The following is a 22,672-nucleotide window of genomic DNA, read 5'->3' on the forward strand; positions in this document are numbered from 1 at the left end:
AAATGCATATTATAAATACCCTCAACGAAAGTTGAGGGTATTTTTTTTTACAGAAAATAAGTTTTAGGAGCGTCCCCTATTTCTAAGTATTTTTACAAAAAAAATTGATGAAAGGGTACTTGCCATTTATTCTCTTCTCTCTACTGTGTTTTTCTTTCAATTCTTGGGGTCAACAAAAATTTACCTTAAGTGGCTCTATCTCTGAATCTAGTAGTAACGAAACTCTTATAGGGGTTACCGTAGCTATTCCTGAATTAAATACAGGGGTAACTACAAATGAATACGGCTTCTACTCAATTACACTGCCAGAGGGCACTTATACTGTTCTAATCAGTTATCTAGGTTTTGAAGATATCATTCAAGAAATTACACTAACCGAAAATAGACGAATTGATTTTCTGCTTGAAGAAGAAGCCGAACAATTAGATGAGGTCGTTGTTACAGAAAATGTGGAAAAAATGGATATCAGAAAACCACAGATGAGTGTAAACACGCTATCTATTGGCACTATCAAAAAAATACCAGTTATTTTAGGAGAGGCAGATGTTATCAAATCTATTTTATTGCTTCCTGGCGTTACTAATGCTGGCGAAGGTGCTTCTGGTTTTAACGTACGCGGTGGCGCAGCAGATCAAAACCTTATTCTTTTAGATGAAGCAATTATTTTTAACTCATCACATTTATTCGGTTTCTTTTCTGTTTTCAATCCTGATGCTATTAAAGATGTAAAGCTTTATAAAGGCGGCATTCCTGCACGTTACGGTGGTAGAGTATCTTCTGTATTAGATATTTTTCAAAAAGAAGGTAATAGCAAAGAATTTAAAATGAACGGCGGTATTGGTGCGGTTGCCAGTAGACTTTTAGTTGAAGGACCTATTAAGAAAGATAAAGCAGCTTTTTTAATTGGCGGTAGAGCTTCATATGCCCATTTATTTTTACCCCTTTTCGATATTGACAATACTGCATATTTCTATGACCTTAATACCAAATTAAATTATAGGTTAAACGATAAAAATAATATTTTCCTTTCTGGTTATTTCGGTAGGGATGTTTTTGGTATCAACGATAGTTTTGTAAATACATATGGTAATACCGTTGGTAATTTTAGATGGAACCATTTATTTTCTGACAAGCTATTTTCTAACCTATCATTAATATATTCCGATTACTATTACGGACTAAAATTAGATTTTGTAGGTTTCAATTGGAATTCAGGTATCAGAAATTTCAATGTCAAATACGATCTAAAACACTATGCAACAGATAAACTTCAGGTGAACTATGGAGTTAACAATGTTTATTATCAGTTTAATCCTGGTAAAATTGAACCCAGTAATGCTGAATCTGGTATTGTTGAAGAACAATTAATTCAAAAGTATGCAAATGAATTTGCTGCTTATATTGATTTTGAGCATAGAATAACAGATAATTTAAGCCTTGGTTACGGATTGCGTTTTAGCCATTTCATGAGATTGGGGCAAGATGAGCTTAATGTTTACTCAAATAACAATCCCGTTGAGTTTGACCCGTTCTTGTTAATTTACAAAGAAGCAGAACCAATAGATGTTATTAACCCTAGTCGAAGCAAATCGATATCGAACTTTAGCAATTTTGAACCTAGAGCATCTTTATCGTACACCTTGAACGAAACTAGTTCTATTAAAGCAAGCTACACTAGATTGGCGCAGTATCTACATCTTTTATCTAATACAAGCTCACCTACTCCCCTAGATGTTTGGACACCTAGTGGTCCATTTACTAAACCTCAGTTGCTTGACCAGTATGCACTCGGGTATTTTAAAAATATTAAAGACGGCGATTATTCCGTTGAAACTGAAGTATTTTATAAAGACGTACAAAATAGAATAGACTATATAGATGGTGCTAATTTAATTGCAAACAATGCCATTGAACAGGTAATTCTAAACGGAGAAGCTCGCGCTTATGGTTTAGAATTTCTTTTACGTAAAAACGAAGGTAAACTTCAAGGCTGGCTAGCATACACCTTATCAAAATCTGAACAACGAACATCAGGGCGAGAATCTACTACTGATAACGGACGGAGCAATATTGAAACGGGAATCAATTTCGGTAACTGGTATAACACTCCTTATGATAAAACACATGATGTTTCCATGTTCTTAAGTTATGACGTAAATGACAAATGGAGTTTTAGTGGAAATTTCACTTACCAAACAGGGCAACCCACAAATTACCCAATTGGTCAATTTGAATTTCAAGACTTAACCGTTCCCTATTACGGTTTACGCAACACACAAAGATTACCAGCATACAACCGACTTGATTTATCCGCTACACTAACGCCTAAGAAAAATGCTACTAAAAAAATAAAAGGAGAATGGATCTTTAGTTTGTACAATGTATACAACAGAAGAAATGCGGCATCTATAAGCTTTAGACAAAATGATGACACTGGGGCTAATGAAGCAGTTAGAACGGCTATTTTCGGAATTGTGCCTGCAGTTACCTACAACTTTAAATTATAAGTTATGATACGTTATTTTCTATTATTACTAACCCTTACTCTATTCATTTCTTGTGAAGATGTTATTGATGTAGACTTGCCTGAAAATGAAACTAGACTTATTGTTAACGGTGTAATAAGAGTTGATGAGACCCAAGATTACCTACCAATTGAAATTAGGGTTTCGGAAAGTAGTTCATTCTTTGAAAACAATACAATTGCCTCTATCAAAAGTGCCATTATTTATTACGGTACACCAAACCCAGATGCTCCTGAAATACTAGAAGGTGGCGGTGTATCTAATTTAGCAGAATTAGAACAGGGTAGTGGTATTTGGGTTCCAGACCCAACATTTGACAGTGACCAAAGAATTAGAGTTAGTAGCATAAATGAGGGAGATGTTTTTCAACTTACAATTGAGACCAACGAAGAGCGTTTTTTCGCCACCACTACATACGTAAAATCAGTACCAATAGATTCGTTGGTGCAAGGTGATGAAACCTTATTTTCCGGAGACGAAACAGAAGTTATTGTATCGTTTACAGACCGTGGCGATAGCGATGATTTTTACGTTCTTGATTTAGATTTCGGTGAATTTTTGGTGACAGAAGATGAGTTCTATCAAGGGCAGACTTTTGTTTTCTCTTATTTTTATGATAATGAATTAGAATTGAATACAAGCTCTGTAGTAGATATTAGTCTATTAGGCGCAGATGAAGCGTTTTATAATTACATGAACCAAATTATTGTACAATCTGGTGGTGATCAAGGACCTTTTCAAACACCTGCAGCAACAGTTAGAGGAAATATTATAAACATTACAGGAATAGATAATAATGAAGTTTTTGATAACGTTGAGCGTACCAACAATTTCGCTTTAGGTTATTTTGCAATTGTAGAAGAATATAAGGATAGTATTGAAATAACAAATAATGAGAAGAACTGACAAAGATCTATTGGTAACTGGTCTAAAACGCTTAGCAATTACAGTAGTTTTAATGTTTACAGCCCCAATTATACTATGGCAAGCATTTAAAAATCAAGAACATTTTTTATTCTGGCCTGTTTGTATATTAGGGCTAATAATAGGCTCTTATGCCGTATATATGGGATTTAAAGGAATTATGACTATTATGAATTCATTATTCGGAGAGAAAACTAAATCTCATTAATTTTTAGGTGTCTTGGTTGTCCTTTTCCACTTATTATAAAGCTTATCATAGTCATAATCTAACACTGTTTCCTGTCTTTCTAATTTACCTTGAGCGAAAGCACGTTGTAGTATATCTTCTATTAAGTAATCTTCCTCTATTAAATCTGGATGAAATTCTTCCTTTATACTTATACTAAATAGTTTAGCGGTTGTATTATACCAAAATGCTCGCCAACCATTTCTTAAATCTTTAACCAAATCAAACGCAGTAGTACCAGTTTGCCTATAGATTAATTTAACCAAAATTTGACCCTCGGTACGTGTCAATTTTTTAAGTTCTTCAGAAAATTCTTCCTCAATAAATTTTTGTACTTTTTTGGTGTATTTTTTACGTTTCCTATTGTTCTTCATGTCAGCTAAACTATCGTTTAACTCCACCAAACGCTCAGCCGCCATCTTTGCATACGGGTATACTTTTTGTGTTTTTCTACGTAGAATATAATAACGTAGCTTATCATCATATGATGAAAATTTGAGCTTACCAAATACATAAGCCTCCTCTAAGGCAATAGAATTCTGCACTAGTGAATCTCCAGCTATAATTATCATTTTTTCAGCAACTGAATCCAATTCCTGTTCCTCAACTTGGGCATTGCATAATAGAACACCAGTTATGATTATAAAAAAGGCTAAAAAGTTATGTTTCATTACCATGAGCTTAACAAAAGTCCTGCCAAAATTAATGATTATTAAAGAAGGTTATTATTAATACAACGCTAATATTCTTAAGTTTGTATCCTAAACTTACATTGATGGCTGATAAAAAAATAATTACCAAAAAGTCACTTGACTTTTTTGAAAAATACTTGAATAATGCTGCTCCCACTGGTTATGAATGGGAAGGACAAAAAATATGGATGGATTATTTGAAACCATATGTAGACACCTTTATAACAGATACATACGGTACTGCAGTTGGAGTTATTAATCCTGAAGCTAAATATAAGGTTGTTATTGAAGGGCATTCAGATGAAATTTCTTGGTATGTTAATTATATTACAGATAACGGATTAATTTATGTTATTCGTAATGGCGGTAGTGATCACCAGATTGCTCCTTCTAAGTGGGTCAATATTCATACTAGAAAAGGAATTGTCAAAGGTGTTTTTGGCTGGCCGGCTATTCATACCCGTAAAGGTGAAAAAGAGGAATTAGCGCCAAAACTAGATAACATAAGCATAGATATAGGTGCTAAGGATAAAGCTGAAGTAGAAAAAATGGGAGTTCATGTTGGTTGTGTTATTACATACCCTGATACCTTCCAAGTACTTAACGATGACAAATTTGTTTGCAGAGCAATAGATAACCGTGCTGGTGGATTTATGATTGCAGAAGTTGCGCGTCTACTTCACGAGAATAAAGTAAAATTACCATTCGGTCTATATATAACTAATTCAGTTCAAGAAGAAATAGGTCTACGTGGTGCTGAAATGATTACACAGACTATTAAGCCTAACGTTGCTATCATAACAGATGTTTGTCATGATACTACAACGCCAATGATTGATAAAAAGGTACAAGGACATACCGAAATTGGAGCTGGACCAGTTATCTCTTATGCTCCTGCAGTTCAAAATAAACTACGTGAGCGCATTTTAGATACAGCTGAAGAGAAAAAGATTCCTTTTCAACGTATGGCTGCCTCCAGAGCTACTGGTACCGATACCGATGCTTTTGCCTATAGCAATGGCGGAGTTGCTTCGGCATTAATTTCTTTGCCTTTACGTTACATGCATACTACCGTAGAAATGGTGCATAAAGATGATGTTGAGAATGTAATTCGTTTAATTTACGAAACGCTTCTTACTATAAAAGACGGAGAAACTTTTAGCTATTTTGATTAAATTATTATAATCCCAAATCCCTCCTCTTTTTACGGAGGGATTTTTTTTTACATATGGATGAGTTAATTGATATTTTAGATGCTGATGGCAACATGACCAGGAAAACTGCCATGAAGTCCGAAGCCCATAAAAACGGATGGTTTCATCAAACAGTGCATATTTGGTTTTACACCTCTGACCATAAAATTCTACTGCAGCAACGTGGTAAACAAAAAGATGTTTATCCTTTACTGTGGGACGTATCTGTAGCCGGTCATATTGGTGCAGGAGAAGATATAATAGAGTCTGCTATTCGTGAAATACAAGAAGAAATTGGACTAACCACTACTCCACCTGATTTAGATAAAATAGGAATTTTTAAATCCATTCAAAATCATTCAATAGCATTAAAAGACTATGAATTTAATCACACTTTTATTTCTAAACTGAACACACCGTTTAGCTGCCTACAAAAACAAGAAAGTGAAGTTGAGGCACTAAAACTTATTCCAATAAATCAATTTAGTGAAGAAATAAAGGAAATCTCAAAATACGGTTATGTACCTCATAACCAATCGTATTACGAAACTATTATTAGTAAAATATTTGAGAATTTGTTGTAGTCACAATGGACTTCTTGACTTTTAAGAAAATAAAGCACTAAATACCAATTGATTTATAGTGCTTTACTATAATAGAATTATCTGTTACATATTATAAACACCGCCATTGATATCAAGTGTAGCACCAGTAATAAAACCGTCATATTCAGATGCCAAATACAATACTGCTCTTGCTACATCATCTGCATTACCTGCTCTTTGAATAGGAATACCTTTTGTAGTTTCATCTGCTGATTCTTTAGTGGTATGTGTATTATGAAATGAAGTACCTAAGATAAGACCTGGTGCAACTGCATTTACTCTAGTCCCTTGTGGTCCTAATTCTGCAGATAGCGCTCTAGTATACGTTAAAATTGCTCCTTTACTAGTAGAATAAGCCAATGATCCAGGATGACCACCTTTACGACCTGCTAACGATGCCAAGTTTACAATACTGCTATTATCGTTTTTTGCTAAATGGGGCGCTGCTGCTCTACTTACAAACATCATTGAAGTAAGATTAATGTCCATTACCTTATGCCAAAATTCAGTTTCCATTTCGCTTAGCATTTTACGAGCCACTAAAGAACCTGCATTATTTATAAGAATATTTAGGCCCCCTAACGCTGCTATAGTTTTATTCACCAAAGCATTGGCATCTTCTTCTTTTGTTAAATCACCACTTACAGCAATTGCTTTTAACCCTTTACCCGTCGCATATTCCACTAATTTATTAGCTGTATCTGCACTAGAAAAATAATGAATAGCAACATTGGCACCACTATCAATAAAATGTTTGGTAATGGACTCTCCAATTCCTTGAGCCCCAGCAGTTATCAATATATTTTTTCCAGATAATTTATTACTATTCGTCATGATTTTTTTTAATTATGAAAACTTGAAATTTTATTTTGGCTTTACAAACAACTACTTATAAACAATTGTTAACTGTATCAATAAATTGGTTAACCAAATATAATCAAAATGACTCAGTAATATTTTATCTCATTATAAGGCATTTAGCTCAAGTGATTTACAAAATCCTCAACCTTTGTTAAGCTGTATTCTTCTTGCGAACCTTCCTTCATGTTCTTGACTATGAAAGAGTTTTTACTCAACTCTTGTTCCCCTATTAGAATTACGTATGGTACATTTCGGTTATTAGCATATTTCATTTGTTTTTGCATCTTCGCGCTTGATGGATAGATGTCGGCCTTAACACCCGACTTACGTAACTGACACACTAACTTTAGCGCCGCCATTGCTTCTTTTTCTCCAAAATTGACGCACAATACCTGAAGAGATTGGTCAATTGCCTCAGGAAAAAGGTCTAAATCTTCTAACACTAAATAGATTCTATCAAGACCAAATGAAATACCAACACCACTCACATTCTTTAAACCAAATATACCTGTAAGATCATCATAACGACCACCACCACCTATTGATCCCATTTTCACACCTTCTGGAGCTGCAACTTCAAAAATAGCTCCGGTATAATAGTTCAATCCGCGTGCAAGGGTGACATCTATTGCTAATTTAGCAGACTGAAGACCTAAAGTCGCAATAGTCTCTAAAATAAAACGAAGTTCTTCTAAACCTTTCTTGCCTTCTTCCGAATCTTTCAATAACGTATCTAGGCGCTCTAATTGCTCGTCGTTACTACCTTGAGGCAAAAATAATGGGGACGCTTTTTCAATTGCTTCTTCGGCAATTCCTTTAGCAAGCATCTCTTTTTTAACTCCGTCCTCCCCTATTTTATCCAACTTATCTAGGGCAACGGTAAAATCAATCAATAAATCTTTAGCACCGATAACTTCAGCTATGCCAGCTAAAATTTTTCTATTATTCATTTTAATGGTAGCACCTTCCAATTTCAATTCAGAAAATACGGCATCATACAATTGTATCAATTCAACCTCCTGTAATAGAGAATCTGACCCAACTACATCAGCATCACATTGAAAAAACTCTCTAAACCTTCCTTTTTGAGGTCTATCTGCTCTCCATACTGGTTGAATCTGATAACGCTTAAAAGGAAAATCCAATTCATTTTGATGCATCACTACATAACGGGCAAAGGGCACAGTTAAATCGTAACGTAATGCTTTCTCTGTAATTCTTGGGGCAATACTAGCAGATTTTTTATCTGCATATGTAGCATCATCTACCTTACTAATAAAATCTCCCGAGTTCAATATTTTAAAAATAAGGCGATCACCTTCTTCCCCGTATTTACCCAACAATGTATCTGAATTTTCAAACGAAGGAGTTTCAATAGGCTGAAAACCATAAGTTTGAAAGTTCTTCTTTATAATGTCAAATATATAATTACGTTTGGCAATTTCAGATGGATTAAAATCGCGAGTTCCTTTTGGAATAGATGGTTTTTGTGCCATTAATTTTTTATTATGTTACAAATATAGCCTTCAAACAAATAAGGCTACAATTACGTGGTGTGATTATAGGTTTAATAATATACTAAGAGGTGGTAATTACTTTTTCGAACCACTTGTATAAATCTCCTTTAGTTATAACTGCCCCCTGTTGAAGTAGTGAAAACTTATCTAAATTTTTATCATCCGTATACGCTTTTGAAGCAGTTAAATATTCAACAAAATCTGACTGCCAGTTTCTTTTGAACCAATCAAACCCTACTGGTGTGGTTAAATCTATTTCTGGATTCATCACTTTTACCGATATTAGCTTCATCTCCTTTTCGGTTAAATGAAACAGATGCATTTGCTTATCTGAAATATTCTCTAGGTATGAAACTTTACCCAATACCCCTTCCCATACCAAATCACTAAAAACATCAATTTCTTCTTCAGCAACCTTAGGTTTATCCCTTTTTATAGTATCCCACTCATCACCTGTAATTGATTGTGTTGCTAGAAAATTGATGAATTCTGGACGCAATTCCTCTAATTGTTCTTTTGTTAGCCTTGTATATTTCATTTTGCAAAAATAAAAAGCCCTAACATATTTGCTAGGGCTTTTACAACTTAATTTTAATTTCTTAAAAGATATATCTTAATCCTACTTGAGCTTGCCATCTAGATAACAAACTAGCGTCATATCCAAAAGTCTCAGTCAATTCTGAATTAAAAGTATATGTAGGTACATTAGTACCAGGATCAACAGTTACTCCTATTGGTTGCACATTGTTTGGTTGTTGTACCAATCCCCAATCTGAACTGATCATGTTACCAATATTCAACACATCAATACTAAATTGAATGGTATTGGTCTTTCCTTCAGATACGGTGATTTTATAGTCTTGTAAGAACTTAACATCCCAACGCCCTCTCCAAGGTGCCAAAGCTCCGTAACGCTCAGCATACTCACCTCTACGACCACTTAAATAATCGTCTTGAGCAATATATACATCTAAAGCTGCTCCTTGACCGGTACCTGCAAATTGCATCTGACCTATTTCTGCAGATGTAGGCACATATATAAGGTCATTAATACCAGATCCATCTCCATTAATATCTCCACCATAAGTGTAGTTGAATCTTCCACCTTCAGCGTATTCAAAGAATGTAGAAAGTGTTGTTCCCCATTTACCATTACCGTAAACCCAGTTTTTACTAGCTACACCAATAAATCTGTGTCTATCACCATATTTAGAAGGGGCTAAAACATCTGCATTAGCATCATTTATAATCGGGTTACCCGCAAAAGCATCTGATGTAATTTCCGCTTCAATAGAATTTACATCTTTAGCATCTAAATAACTGTATGCCAACATTGTGTATAATCCCTTATCAAAAGTCTTTTGTGCTTTAAAAGAAGCATTCCAAATTCTACCTTTATTAGAGTTGGTAAAAACATAAGGTCCTGCCCCAAAACCAAAGCTATTTAATAAATCGCCCGAGGTATAGGTTGCTCTAGTGTCAACTCCAGAAAGATTACCTGAAGGCGAAGTCAATGCCCAGTTTTGTACATGTGGACCATTAATATCTTTTGTATATGATAAATCTGCAGTTAGCACCATACCATTATCCAAACGTTTATCTGCACCTAAATTAGTTCTCCATACTTGTGGAAATTTATAATCTGGGTCAACAGCTTGCAAGAAAAATACATCTGGAGCAGCAATTTGATTTCCTAGCCATACGAATGGGAAACGACCTGTAAACAAACCAGAACCACCACGTAATTGTAATGAACGGTCACCGTATACATCATAATTAAAACCTACTCTTGGTGAAATTAACCAATCGTTTGTAGGCATTTCAGTATTATCAATAAATACGGTTTCTCCCGTATTTGGGTTTTGGTATGGCTGATCAGCAATTACAAAACCTCTATCTATAACATCTTGTGCTTTTGTTGCTGAATCAAAAAACAACGGCTTATCGAAACGAACACCGTATGTTAATTTAAATTTCTCACTAACATTCCATTCATCTTGAACATAAAATGCTAATTGACCAACATTAGTTTCTGCCAAAGCCCAACCTTCGCCATCTGGTACGGCATTATTAGCGTTAAAAGTAGCTTGTGGACCTGCAAAATCATAAGTTGATGCATCGAAATCTGCTATGTCTACACTACCAAACTTAGAAAAACCATAACTAGTTAAGTTGAACGAGTTATCGAACATAAACTTCTCTAATGAGAAACCTACGGTATAGGTATGATCACCTTTGTAAAAGTTAAGGTTGTTCGTGATTTGAAGTACTTTTTGATCCAACCTGTTATTTGCAGAAAAAGGTTCATGACCAGCAATTATGTAATTAGAACCTTCTTTAGAAATATTGATTGAAGGTGCAGGAGTAGAAAACGGATTTCTATAATCGTTAAAATGCGTATACCCTACTTGTAATTTATTTGATGCCGTTGCAGATAAGGATGAGTTTAATTCTACTTGAATAGATTTAAGCTCATTATTTATTTCATATCCAGAATTTTGAAATTGCAATGTATTTGCATTTGGACCTCTGAATTGAATTGCCGTAGGGTGAGCTGGCTTTTCTTTAGATGCATTTAAGAAATTATAAATAACTGCTAAACGGTTATTATCATTAATATTCCAGTCTAACTTAAGAAGTCCTTTTGTAGATTCTGCATCATGCGTAAAACCTTCATATGCACCTGGATCATAACCAACTGCCAATAATTGATTTCTAACAGCTATTAAATCACTTTCCAAAACTCTAGATTCATTGATAGCACCAGAACCTGTGTTTGGTACCCAACCATTTGTTCCTAAATCTGTTCGCTCATCTCTTTCAAAGTTTGCGAAGAAAAATAATTTATTTTCAACTATTGGACCACCTATACTAACACCATATTGGCTTTGATCTAATTTAGGCTTTACTATATCATCACCTTTAATCTTTCCACCGGTCATATCTTCATTTCTGAAAAACCCGTAAACAGTACCATGAAATTCGTTAGTTCCACTTTTAGTAACAGCATTTACAGAAGCCCCAGTAAAGCCAGATTGTGTAACGTCATAAGGCGCCGTAGAAACTTGAATTTGTTCTATAGCATCTAAAGATATTGGCTGAGAATCAGTTTGACCACCTGGTGTGGCTGCATCTAGTCCAAATGGGTTATTAAAAATAGCACCATCTAGTGAAAAGTTATTGAATTGGTCATTTCTACCACCAAATGAATTACCACTTGCCGTAGGTTCTAAACGTGTAAAATCTTGTGCTGAACGAGAAATAGTTGGTAAACGAGTTAATTCTCTTCTCCCCACACTTGTTTCCGCCCCTGTACGATCACTGCTAAATGTACCAGATCTATCAGATACAACAGTTACTTCATCTAAAGCTTGGCTTTCGCCCACTAGTTTTACATCGATGTTAAAAGTTTGCCCTAAAGATAAATCTACATCCGTTAAAGCATAAGGTTTAAAACCAACATAAGTTATTTCAACCCTGTAAGGGCCACCTACACGAAGGTTTAAAAGATTAAATCTACCATCTTCATTGGTAATTGAACCGTATTTTGTACCAGTAGGAGTGTGGACGGCGACAATATTTGCGCCAAATAAGGGTTCGTTTTGGTCATCCATTACTAAACCTCTAATATTTGAGGTAGTCACTTGACCATAAGTTGCACTTACAAAAAGTAGTAACAGCAGGTGAAAAAACAAGTTGTTTTTCATTTTTATTGGTTTTGAATTATTTATGAGTTCTTTAACAAAAATACCAATAAAAAAAGAGCTATGCACGCATAGCTCTTTGAAAGTTATTAACTTATAGAGAGTTAATTATTTTTGTTCCGCAACTACTTCGAAACCAAAATCAACAATCACCTCACGGTGTAATCTGATCTGAGCGTTGTATGGTCCAGTTCTTTTAACTGCTCCACCTTGAATGCTAATGAATTTTTTGTCGATTGAATGACCTTCTTTTTCAATTGCATCAGCTAAATCACCATTAGTAACTGATCCGAATAATTTATCGGCAGCACCAGTTTTAGCGGTAATTTTTAATTCTAAAGCTTTCAATGCTTCTTCTACTTTCTTAGCAGCATCTACAACTTTTTTATCTTTATGTGCTCTTTGCTTTAAGTTCTCAGCTAAAACTTTTTTAGCAGAAACTGTAGCCATAGCAGCTAAGCCTTGAGGTATTAGGAAGTTTCTTCCGTACCCGTTCTTAACATTAACTACATCGTCTTTAAAACCTAAATTTTGTACGTCTTCTTTTAATATAAGCTCCATGATTCTTTTCTTTTATTTTAATAAATCAGCAACATATGGCATTAACGCCAAATGACGAGCTCTTTTTACGGCTTGTGCCACTTTTCTTTGATACTTCAATGAAGTTCCAGTAAGTCTTCTAGGTAACAATTTACCTTGCTCGTTTACCAACTTCAATAAAAAATCAGCATCTTTATAATCTACGTACTTAATACCAGATTTTTTAAAACGACAATACTTCTTCTTAGTGTTGGTTTCAATGTTCAGTGGAGTTAGATACCTGATCTCTCCATCTTTTTTTCCTTTTGCCTGTTGTTGTAATGTTGCCATAATACTTAAGCTTTAGCGGTTTTGTTTCTTGTTCTTCTTTTTTCTGCCCATGCAACAGCGTGCTTGTCCAACTTAACGGTCAAGAATCGCATAACACGTTCATCTCTTCTAAACTCCTGTTCGTAAGGTGTAACTACCTCACCAGAGTTAGTAAATTCAAACAAGTGGTAAAAGCCACTCTTTTTGTTTTGAATAGGATAAGCTAATTTTTTTAGCCCCCAATTCTCTTTAGCTACCATTTTGGCGCCATTGTTAATTAAGAAATCTTCGAATTTCTTAACTGTTTCCTCTATCTGAACATCAGATAGAACGGGATTCAAAATGAAAACAGTTTCGTAATGGTTCATATTATATTTGTTTTTAAAGAGTGCAAAAATAGATATTTTTTTAAAATAAATATAAGAAATGCGAATATTCTTCGTTATTGAATGGTAACAACATTAAAAATTAAACCAAATCTTAAACATATCATCATTACCAATTACACGATCAACAGCGCATTGTTCACATCTTTTGTTGCAGTTCAGCTTGTTTTTTCAGTTCTTTGTCGATGATTTAACCCCACAAATCAACCCTTATGAAATTAAGAAGTATCATCGTTGACGACTCATCTATGCAAAGGATGGCCGTTGCCAAGTTGGTAAACAATCATCCTAATTTGACTATGGTAGCAGAATACAGTAATGCTATCGAAGCCAAAAATGGTATCAAGAACCATGAGATAGATCTTATTTTTCTTGATGTTGAGATGCCAATTATTACAGGATTCGACCTACTCGAGTCATTAGAAAACAGTCCTCAGGTAATTTTAATTACCGGTAAACCAGATTATGCGCTTAAAGCATTTGACTATGACGTAACGGATTATTTACATAAACCGATTACTATGGCACGTTTTGATGCATCTGTTAAAAGAGCTGTAGCAAATTACGAACAATTGCACAGAGTCAATGAAGACGAAGAGCATATTTTTGTAAAGAGTAATCTTAAGAAAAGAAAAGTTATTTTAAATGATATTAAGTGGATTGAAGCTCTTGGTGACTACATTAAGTTGGTAACTGATGAAGCAAATATCGTAATCTTATCAACAATGAAGTCTTTTGAAAAGCAATTGCCAGAAGATAAGTTTTTAAGAATTCACAAATCATACATCATTAACCTTGAAAAGGTTGAAAAATTCAACAGTAAAAATGTTGAAGTTAGCGGTAGATCTATTCCGTTAAGTAGAAATAAAAAGACAGAACTAGCCGAAGCGCTTAGTAACGTATAATATATGGTATAAATTTACTTTTAAAAAAGACCGCTAATTAGCGGTCTTTTTTTGTTTATATATGATCTACATTATAGATGACCCTTACACCTCTATACATTGCAACAGATTTAAATGATTTTTCTATTCTTCTAATATTCGCTTTTGTCTGTGCTAAAGAATGTACTTTTTGCACCTTAATAACGATGTGTTTTAAATATTGATTTCGAATACGAGCCACTGGCGGATATTCAGGTCCCAATACCGTACCTCCAAAATTAGAACGTAACGCGCCAGAAAACCAATCGGCAGCTTCATTTAAAACATTATAGTTTTTATGCTTGAAAGTAATTTTTATAATTCTATTTACTGGCGGATATTTAAACTGCTCTCTTTCATATAGCTGTTCTTTATACATACCTTCATAATCACTATTGGTCACTTGTTTTAAAATCTGATGATAAGGATTATAAGTTTGAATTACTACGCGACCTCTCTTTTTGGTACGCCCTGCCCTACCCGATACCTGTGTCAATAATTGATAGGTTCTTTCATGAGCACGATAATCAGGAAAGTTCAGTAATGAATCTGCATTCATTACACCTACTAAATTTACATTCCTAAAATCAAGACCTTTAGTAACCATCTGCGTTCCTACCAAAATATCTAGCTCTTGCTGCTCAAATGCGGTTATAATTTTTTCATAACCATGTTTGCCTCGTGTGGTATCCAAATCCATTCGTCCAACCTTAGCATCAGGAAAAAGTGCTGTTACTTCTTTTTCAATTTGCTCCGTTCCAAAACCCTTGGTATCTAATTCAGAACTACCACAAGCAAAACAACTTTCTGGTAAGGCTGTGTGATGACCACAGTAATGGCAACGCAGTTGATTTCTATATTGGTGATATGTTAAACTAACATCACAATTAGGACATTGTGGAGAGTGACCACATGTTAAGCATTCCATTAACGGCGCAAATCCCCGTCTATTCTGAAATAGTATGATTTGCGCACCATCCTTTAACGTTTCTTCCATTTCAAGAAAAAGTCGTTCAGAAAAATGCCCTTTCATCTTTCTTTTTCTTGATTCTTCCTTAATATCTACTAACTCCATTTCAGGCATTAACACATTACCATAACGCCTAGTTATTTCAGCATAACCGTATTTACCCGTTTGCGCGTTGTGATACGTTTCTACACTTGGTGTTGCTGAGCCTAAAAGAATATTTGCTTTATGAAGATGACCTAACACAATTGCCGCATCTCTTGCATGATATCTTGGTGCGGGATCAAATTGTTTAAATGAACTTTCATGTTCTTCATCTACAATAACCAACCCCAACTTACTAAATGGCAAATACATTGCTGACCTTGCCCCTATCACTAATTGCGCCTTTGGCTTTGATTGCAAAACATTCTGCCAAACTTCTACTCGCTCTTGTACGTTATATTTTGAATGATAAATTGCGATTTTTTCACCAAAATATTCTTGCAGCCTGCTTATTAGCTGTGTAGTCAATGCAATTTCCGGCAATAGATACAGCGCTTGCAATCCTTTTTCCAGGCACTCTTCTATTAATTTTACATAGACTTCTGTCTTACCCGAAGATGTTACCCCTTTTAATAAGGTAACTTTATTTTCCCCGAATGCCGACTTAATATCAACTAAGGCAGCTTCTTGAAATTCGTTTAAATCTTTAGTTTCGGAATTGTCACTTTCTCCATCATAACTAACCCGATCGGTTTTAATAAAGTATTCTTCTAGAATACCTTTATCAACCAAAGTCTTTATAATTGCCTTTGAAGTGTTGCTTAATTTTTCAAGCTCACTAACTTTAATTGGTTTTTGACTTTTTGCCTGCAGTTGAAATAGAGAAAGAACGACTTGACTTTGCTTAGGTGCTCTAGTCAGTGAATTTAAAAGTTCTTCTAATTTTTCATCAGATGCATGTTCTTCTCCCAATTTAACATATCGTACCAACTTAGGTTTATACTGTTCATACACCTCTTCTTTAAGTACAATTACTTTTTTCTCTAGTAATCGCTGTAAAATTGGCAGTACATTTTTTCTTTCAACAATGGCAGAAACTTCCTGAACCTTAAGTATAGACTGATGCTGAAGTGCTTCAAAAACTAAGAATTCATCATCTAAAAGCTCATTCTCATCAATATCATATTCAGTATTTCTAAGTACCAGGGTTTCACTTTCTAGTAAAAAAGCTCCTGGTAAGGCACTACGTACAACTTCACCCAATGTGCACATATAATAGGTAGCTATCCATTCCCAATGCTTTAATTGAGTAGCATTTACAATAGGATAATCGTCTAGTATTTCATGTATCTCCTTTGCTTCATAAGCTTCTGGCGGATTTTGATGAACACTAAAAATAATACCGGTATATATCTTGGATTTACCAAATGGCACGGCTACTCGCATACCTGGCTGTAGTATCTTAGCCTCCTCTTCAGTTATACTATAGGTAAAACTAAGCTCTAAAGGAATTGGTAATATTACATTAATAAAGTTTGCCATATTTATCCTTCCACTCGCACCCAAGTTTGGGTTCTAAAGATAAAAGCCAAATATCCTCTCACCTTTAATTCATTCGAATTATCAGGATTCAACCATATTTTAAAACGGAATGTCATGGCTTGTTCTGGATCAAAGAGTCTTTTACCTTTCCATTCACCATCATCATGAAGTTTACCTGCAGTAATAATTTCCATTCCTTCTACGGGTTTATCTTTTAAATCTCCATCACATTTTACACAAGTAACTCCTTCTTTACCTTCTTCTAAGATTTTTATGACCTTACCATACATTAACCCTTCTTTTTTATAAATTTCAATAACACCTTTAGGCAAACCGGTACGATCATCAATAGTTTTCCACTTACCAAAAACGGATTGTGCAGAAATGCTCATTGAAATAAATAATGTAAAGAGAATACTTAATTGTACAGTTTTGTTTATCATTCTTTTTTTGTGATTTTGCGTAATGTGTTGAGAGATGCGTTCAGTTCAAACCCAAGTAGCAATATATTAGAATTTAACCAGATGTAGACCATTAAAATTAATAATCCACCTAATGCACCATATAATTCATTGTATCTAGCAAATTTTTCCACGTAGATACCAAAAAGATATGAGGTAATTAAAAACAACGTTGTAGTCATCAAAGCTCCAAAAGAAAAGAATTTTGCTTGCCTTCCTTCCCTCGTTCCAAAGTAATACAGAATTGCTGTAGTGAAATAAGATAATATTATAAAGAATAACACTTTTGCTATCTGCACACCTACCACTTCATCTTCACCTAAAATATAACCACCTTGTTTTGCTGCGAATTCAGATAAGTAACCAAGTACATAGAATTCAAAATATATAAACGCCACAAAGCCCACTAAAATTAAAATAGATAATATTAAACCTACCATTAATGCATACAGGTATTGTCTAAAAAAATGTCGTGTTAGATCAATATGATATGATGTTTCAAACCCTCCAAAAATAGCGTTTACGCCATTTGCCACTAAAAAAATAGAAAGTAAAAATGAAGAAGAAAGTAAACCTCCTCGTTTCTGATCTTTAATTTGTTGAAATACCTCCCCAAAATAATCACCTGTAGCATTTGGTAAGAATGACTCTAAAAACAATCGAAATTGCACTTCAAAATCACCATGTTCAATACTTATATATGGCAATAAAAAAGGTACCAAAGTAACCATAAATATAATCAACGGAAACAAAGCCATAAACAAGCTAAAAGCAATGGCACTGGCGCGAGTAGAAAGCGTACCTCTTAAAATACCAAGTACATACATCTCTATAAGGTCATACACAGAAAGCCCTTCAAAACCTGGTAATCTAATTTTTTTCAAAAACAGAACAAACCAATTTATGATAGGAATCTTTTCTAATTTTTCTTCGACCTCTAAAGACATCTACACTGCTTTTAAACTCAAATCTAGGTTATAAACCGAGTGAGTCAATGCTCCAGAAGAAATAAAATCTACACCACACTCTGCATACTCCCTAATAGTCTTCTCATTAATTCCACCAGAAGACTCGGTTAAACAGGTGTTGCCTATTAATTTAACAGCTTCTCTAGTGTCTTCGTAATTAAAATTATCTATTAATATACGATATACCCCTTCCGACTCTAAAATCTCTTTTATCTCCTCTAAATCTCTTGCTTCAACGATGATTTTTAAATCACGACCTGTTTCTTTTAAGTACTTCTTCGTCTTATCGATGGCTTTTGTAATTCCTCCAGCAAAATCAATATGATTATCCTTCAGCATTATCATATCATACAATGCGAACCTATGGTTCTCTCCTCCGCCAATTTTTACTGCCCATTTTTCTAGCGCTCGTATACCTGGAGTGGTTTTTCTTGTATCTAAAATCTTTGTTCCCGTCCCTTTTAAAAGATTAACGAACATATTAGTTTTTGTAGCTATCGCACTCATTCTTTGCATGGCGTTCAATACCAAGCGCTCTGCCTTTAGAATACTTTGAGAACTACCTTCTACATAAAAAACAATATCTCCATGACTTACTGGTGAACCATCTTTAATTAAAACTTCTATTTTTAAACTAGGATCTACAAAGTAAAATACAAGTTCAGCAAAATCCACTCCAGCAATTATACCTTCATCTTTCACTAACAATTTTGCTTTACCTGTTGCAGATTCTGGTATACATGCCAACGAACTATGATCACCATCACCAACATCTTCACGAATGGCATTTGCAATGATTAATGTTATCTCTTCTTTAAATTGTTCTTCTGAAATCATATTTGTAATATCTATTGTATTGCTAATTTACAAATCCATTTGCGAAATTGATTTACTTTTGACATATGACTATAAAACTTTTAGCCATTGGCAAGACAGATAGTTCTCAACTGCAAGAGCTTATTGAAATATATCAGAAAAGACTACAGCACTATGTCAATTTTGAAATTGAATTGATACCTGATTTAAAAAAGACAAAGAATTTATCTGAAGACCAACAAAAGGAAAAAGAAGGTGAACTTATCCTTAAAAAATTAGCACCAACAGATATTCTAATACTTTTTGATGAAAAAGGTAAACAATATACTTCTGTGGAGTTTTCACAATACCTTCAAAAGAAAATGAATTCTGGCATTAAGCAATTGGTTTTTTTAATTGGTGGACCCTATGGATTTAGTAACGACATATATGCAAAGGCATCAGGAAAAATAAGTTTATCTAAAATGACATTTTCACATCAAATGGTGCGTTTATTTATTACTGAGCAAATTTATAGAGCTTACACAATTTTAAAAAATGAGCCTTACCATCATCAATAAATCAGGGCTTTATCCATGCATTAAAATTACTTATGCTGGTTTCATTAATGATTTTACCATGTTATTAGAGACTATTTCTAGATCATTAAGTTCTTCCATTAAAAAAGAAATTAATTCTTCTTTATGCTCCATGTTTTTTTCAATCTTAAGAATGTGATTATAGTTCTTAATATTTTTCATGTGCGATTCGAAAGCATGGGTTTGATGCCAATTAATTTCTTTTAATTTTTGATTTTGGATTGCCATCTTTTTTATAGAAGGATTTATAAAAAAGAAAATTTCAAAAATCAAAATCAACAAGGAAAATACAGCAAGCTCTAACTCAACAATCATAAGTGTTTTGATATCCTTTTCTGAGGCTTTCTGAAATTGCCCCACAATAGTATCCATAACTACCAAAAATTGATCTGATTCAGATGACAGACTTTCCATATCCACTTCACCTAATTCATTAAAATCATCTAAAGATTCAAGAATATAATCTATATGTGGCTGTAGCTTATTGAAATTGTTTTGAATTTCTTCATTATTTAATTCTGGAATACCGGTTTCTTCGTTTCCTTGTTGTAGCGCCGTATTTGTATTTGATAGCTTTTTCATTGCTAAACGCAACTCACCATAATCACAAGTACCATAATTACACTCATAAACACTCTTAACAATAAACTGAGACAACATTCTTTGTCTACCTGCCTCATTTATTCTTAATGCATCTTGACGTTGTCTTGCTAAAGAATACTGAATTATTGATTGTATAATAATCGTTAATACAATTACAGTAAAAGCCAATAGATAATAGTTGTTAAAACTATTACCAGATTTAAATTTAGATAAAATCCTTTTCAGCATATTTAAAGATATTTCCTACAAGATATAAATGTATCATAACCATAACCACACATTTTCAAAAATGTTGTAGAAAAACCTAAAAGTTGGTCAAAAAAAAATGCAAGTTTCTCAACTTGCATTTTTGAATATAAAAGATATAACTTTTCTTAATTTACTAGTAAAGCACTCTAAACTTAATTGTGTTCTCTACCTTCTTCAATTCTTTAATTACTTCCTTGTTGTATTCCTTGTCTAAATCTGTAATTACGTAACCAACTTCATTATCAGTAGATAAATACTGACTATTAATATTCAATTCGTACTGAGCCAATACTTTGTTGATTTTCGCCATTATACCTGGCACATTCTTATGAATATGTAAAAAACGGTGCGATTTATTTTGTTTTGGTAAACGAATATTTGGGAAATTAACTGCATCGACAGTATTACCAGAATTAATATAATCCATTATCTTATTCGGTACAAAATCTGCGATATCTCGCTGTGCCTCTTCTGTACTACCACCAACATGAGGAGTTAAAATTACATTTGGAAAACCTTGTAACTTTGTTTGAAAATCTCCATTACTAGCGGGCTCATCTGGATAAACATCTACAGCAGCACCACCAACATGACCATTTTTCAAACCTTCTGCAAGGGCATCAATATCAACTACAAAACCTCTAGAAAGGTTAATTAGCATTGCACCTTTTTTCATTTGCTTTATTTCACGCTCACCAATAAAGTTTTTATTCGCTTTATTATCATCAATATGCAAAGTAACTACATCAGATACGCTTAATAAATCTTCTAGCGTATTGCATTTTACCGCATTACCTAAAGCTAATTTATCATCCACATCATAGTAATAAACACGCATACCCATAGCTTCTGCTAATACAGATAATTGCTTACCAATATTACCGTAACCAACGATACCTAAGTTTTTACCTCGAACTTCTCTTGAACCTGCCGCTGTTTTTTGCCATTGACCTTCGTGAATTTCTCTACTACGATCAAAAACACTTCTCATTAGCATAATAATTTCACCTATTGCCAATTCTACAACAGATCTAGTATTACTATAAGGAGCATTGAAAACTACAATACCTTTCTTTTTGGCTGTCTCTAAATCTATCTGGGTGGTTCCTATACAAAAAGCACCAACCACCAATAGTTTATCGGCAGCATCTAAAACAGTTTGTGTAACCTGTGTTTTTGAACGAATACCTAGAACGTGAACGCCCTTGATTTTTTCGATCAACTCTTCTTCAGACAAACTATGTTTGATCAATTCAACGGAAAAACCGTCTTCTGATAGATTATCGAATGCAGCAGTGTGCACGTTTTCTAATAGCAGGACCTTAATCCTATTCTTTGGGTACGAAATATTTCTTGGCAACTTGTTCACAAATAAAAATTCATCTAAACTTGGTGTAACATAATCCGCATTATTTGCGGCTTTCTCTCTATGCACGTTTTCCGTATAAGCAAAAAACTTATCTGCTATACCTGCCTCGCGCATTACATAATCACTGTAACCATCTCCAATAACTTGAACTTCCCCGTCCAAATTCATTTGCTTTAGGCAATCAATTTTACCATTGTGCTGGGATAGTACATTCATTTCATCGAAACCGATGATATTTCCTTCTTCGTCGAATTTAAATGTATTTGCATACACTCGATCAGAAGGTATATTGTATTCTTTTACAATTGGGTCTATAAACTCTTTAAATCCACAAGATATCACATAGATATCATCTGCATATTTTTCAAAAAAGTCTTTATTAGATTCTATAGATTTAGATATTTTGCTTCTTAACTGCTCAACCAGTCCATCTAAATCCTCTTTTTTAGCATGTAATAACTTAATTCTACGCTCTAATGACTCTGTAAATGAAATATCACCGTCAATACCTAAATTGGTAATCTTTTGTATTTCTTTAATTACTTCATCTTTATTAGACCTTCCTTCTAAAGTCATTTCTGCAAGAACATCTAAAGCCTCTACCCTAGTTAACGTACTATCAAAATCAAAAACGTATTTTCTACTTACTTCTACCATTATTCTCTTTGGTTTGGATAGGAATTTTTGTCGTTAAAATAAGTAGCAAAAGTAAAAATTTAATTTATCCTG

General features: G+C 34.0%; 21 protein-coding genes. 7 read left to right on the forward strand and 14 right to left on the reverse strand.

The features are described from left to right. Positions 1–107 precede the first annotated feature (107 nt). The 3 genes from BM296_RS11685 to BM296_RS11695 are packed head-to-tail and all read left to right on the forward strand — an operon-like array spanning position 108 to position 3,657. A complete protein-coding gene (locus BM296_RS11685) occupies positions 108–2,507 on the forward strand; it encodes a TonB-dependent receptor (protein WP_091903201.1) in 2,400 nt (799 codons plus the stop codon). Between the two features lie 3 nt (positions 2,508–2,510). Further along, a complete protein-coding gene (locus BM296_RS11690; protein ID WP_091903202.1) occupies positions 2,511–3,431 on the forward strand; it encodes a DUF4249 domain-containing protein in 921 nt (306 codons plus the stop codon). Then, complete coding sequence (locus BM296_RS11695; RefSeq protein ID WP_027067291.1) at positions 3,418–3,657, forward strand: DUF6095 family protein; 240 nt, start codon at positions 3,418–3,420, stop codon at positions 3,655–3,657. The genes BM296_RS11690 and BM296_RS11695 overlap by 14 nt, the downstream gene beginning before the upstream one ends. Here BM296_RS11695 and BM296_RS11700 read toward each other — a convergent pair. Beyond that, positions 3,654–4,346: a DUF4294 domain-containing protein gene (locus tag BM296_RS11700; RefSeq protein WP_027067292.1), complete on the reverse strand. Its 693-nt coding sequence runs from the start codon at positions 4,344–4,346 to the stop codon at positions 3,654–3,656. The genes BM296_RS11695 and BM296_RS11700 overlap by 4 nt on opposite strands. Positions 4,347–4,450: 104 nt before the next feature. Here BM296_RS11700 and BM296_RS11705 point away from each other — a divergent pair, with 104 nt between their 5' ends. Beyond that, complete coding sequence (locus tag BM296_RS11705) at positions 4,451–5,542, forward strand: M42 family metallopeptidase (RefSeq protein ID WP_027067293.1); 1,092 nt, start codon at positions 4,451–4,453, stop codon at positions 5,540–5,542. Between the two features lie 53 nt (positions 5,543–5,595). Further along, entirely contained in the window at positions 5,596–6,144 is a 549-nt protein-coding gene (locus BM296_RS11710; RefSeq protein ID WP_091903203.1) for an NUDIX hydrolase, read from the forward strand. A gap of 84 nt (positions 6,145–6,228) precedes the next feature. Here BM296_RS11710 and BM296_RS11715 read toward each other — a convergent pair whose 3' ends face one another. From BM296_RS11715 to rpsF, 7 genes are all read right to left on the reverse strand, one after another. Next, positions 6,229–6,999, reverse strand: coding sequence for an SDR family NAD(P)-dependent oxidoreductase (locus tag BM296_RS11715; RefSeq protein ID WP_091903204.1), 771 nt, complete (start codon positions 6,997–6,999; stop codon positions 6,229–6,231). 143 nt (positions 7,000–7,142) lie between these two features. Beyond that, positions 7,143–8,522: a histidine--tRNA ligase gene (gene hisS, locus BM296_RS11720; RefSeq protein WP_091903205.1), complete on the reverse strand. Its 1,380-nt coding sequence runs from the start codon at positions 8,520–8,522 to the stop codon at positions 7,143–7,145. Between the two features lie 82 nt (positions 8,523–8,604). Next, positions 8,605–9,081, reverse strand: coding sequence for a DUF6495 family protein (locus BM296_RS11725; protein ID WP_027067297.1), 477 nt, complete (start codon positions 9,079–9,081; stop codon positions 8,605–8,607). A 61-nt stretch (positions 9,082–9,142) separates the two neighbouring features. Further along, on the reverse strand, positions 9,143–12,250 hold the full coding sequence (locus tag BM296_RS11730) for a TonB-dependent receptor (RefSeq protein ID WP_091903206.1): 3,108 nt from the start codon (positions 12,248–12,250) through the stop codon (positions 9,143–9,145). A 105-nt stretch (positions 12,251–12,355) separates the two neighbouring features. After that, the gene (gene rplI / locus BM296_RS11735) at positions 12,356–12,808 is read right to left on the reverse strand and encodes a 50S ribosomal protein L9 (RefSeq protein ID WP_027067299.1); all 453 of its coding nucleotides are present in this window, start codon (positions 12,806–12,808) and stop codon (positions 12,356–12,358) included. Between the two features lie 12 nt (positions 12,809–12,820). Beyond that, positions 12,821–13,117: a 30S ribosomal protein S18 gene (gene rpsR / locus BM296_RS11740; RefSeq protein ID WP_027067300.1), complete on the reverse strand. Its 297-nt coding sequence runs from the start codon at positions 13,115–13,117 to the stop codon at positions 12,821–12,823. 5 nt (positions 13,118–13,122) lie between these two features. Then, complete coding sequence (gene rpsF / locus BM296_RS11745; protein ID WP_076548096.1) at positions 13,123–13,464, reverse strand: 30S ribosomal protein S6; 342 nt, start codon at positions 13,462–13,464, stop codon at positions 13,123–13,125. A gap of 230 nt (positions 13,465–13,694) precedes the next feature. Here rpsF and BM296_RS11750 point away from each other — a divergent pair, with 230 nt between their 5' ends. Continuing rightward, positions 13,695–14,387, forward strand: coding sequence for a LytR/AlgR family response regulator transcription factor (locus BM296_RS11750; protein ID WP_027067302.1), 693 nt, complete (start codon positions 13,695–13,697; stop codon positions 14,385–14,387). A gap of 55 nt (positions 14,388–14,442) precedes the next feature. Here BM296_RS11750 and priA read toward each other — a convergent pair whose 3' ends face one another. The 4 genes from priA to nadC are packed head-to-tail and all read right to left on the reverse strand — an operon-like array spanning position 14,443 to position 19,165. Continuing rightward, on the reverse strand, positions 14,443–16,899 hold the full coding sequence (priA, locus tag BM296_RS11755) for a replication restart helicase PriA (RefSeq protein ID WP_091903207.1): 2,457 nt from the start codon (positions 16,897–16,899) through the stop codon (positions 14,443–14,445). Positions 16,900–16,901: 2 nt separating this feature from the next. Then, the gene (locus tag BM296_RS11760; protein WP_091903208.1) at positions 16,902–17,342 is read right to left on the reverse strand and encodes a DUF2147 domain-containing protein; all 441 of its coding nucleotides are present in this window, start codon (positions 17,340–17,342) and stop codon (positions 16,902–16,904) included. Next, positions 17,339–18,307 carry a YihY/virulence factor BrkB family protein gene (locus tag BM296_RS11765; protein ID WP_027067305.1) on the reverse strand — a complete coding sequence of 323 codons (969 nt, stop codon included), beginning with the start codon at positions 18,305–18,307 and terminating at the stop codon, positions 17,339–17,341. Before BM296_RS11765 ends, BM296_RS11760 begins: the two co-directional genes overlap by 4 nt. Continuing rightward, positions 18,308–19,165, reverse strand: a complete 858-nt coding sequence (nadC, locus tag BM296_RS11770; protein WP_091903209.1) for a carboxylating nicotinate-nucleotide diphosphorylase — start codon at positions 19,163–19,165, stop codon at positions 18,308–18,310. 65 nt (positions 19,166–19,230) lie between these two features. Between nadC and rlmH the strand changes: the two genes are divergently transcribed. Then, a complete protein-coding gene (gene rlmH / locus BM296_RS11775) occupies positions 19,231–19,704 on the forward strand; it encodes a 23S rRNA (pseudouridine(1915)-N(3))-methyltransferase RlmH (protein ID WP_091903210.1) in 474 nt (157 codons plus the stop codon). Positions 19,705–19,734: 30 nt separating this feature from the next. Here the strand turns inward: rlmH and BM296_RS11780 are convergent, their stop codons facing one another. Together BM296_RS11780 and serA are read right to left on the reverse strand one after the other, a co-directional pair. After that, positions 19,735–20,553 carry a type IV pili methyl-accepting chemotaxis transducer N-terminal domain-containing protein gene (locus BM296_RS11780; RefSeq protein WP_091903211.1) on the reverse strand — a complete coding sequence of 273 codons (819 nt, stop codon included), beginning with the start codon at positions 20,551–20,553 and terminating at the stop codon, positions 19,735–19,737. Between the two features lie 154 nt (positions 20,554–20,707). Beyond that, a complete protein-coding gene (serA, locus tag BM296_RS11785) occupies positions 20,708–22,600 on the reverse strand; it encodes a phosphoglycerate dehydrogenase (RefSeq protein WP_091903212.1) in 1,893 nt (630 codons plus the stop codon). Between the last annotated feature and the right edge of the window lie 72 nt (positions 22,601–22,672).

The organism is Maribacter stanieri (genome assembly GCF_900112245.1).
In the GTDB taxonomy this organism is placed as follows: Bacteria; Bacteroidota; Bacteroidia; order Flavobacteriales; family Flavobacteriaceae; genus Maribacter; species Maribacter stanieri.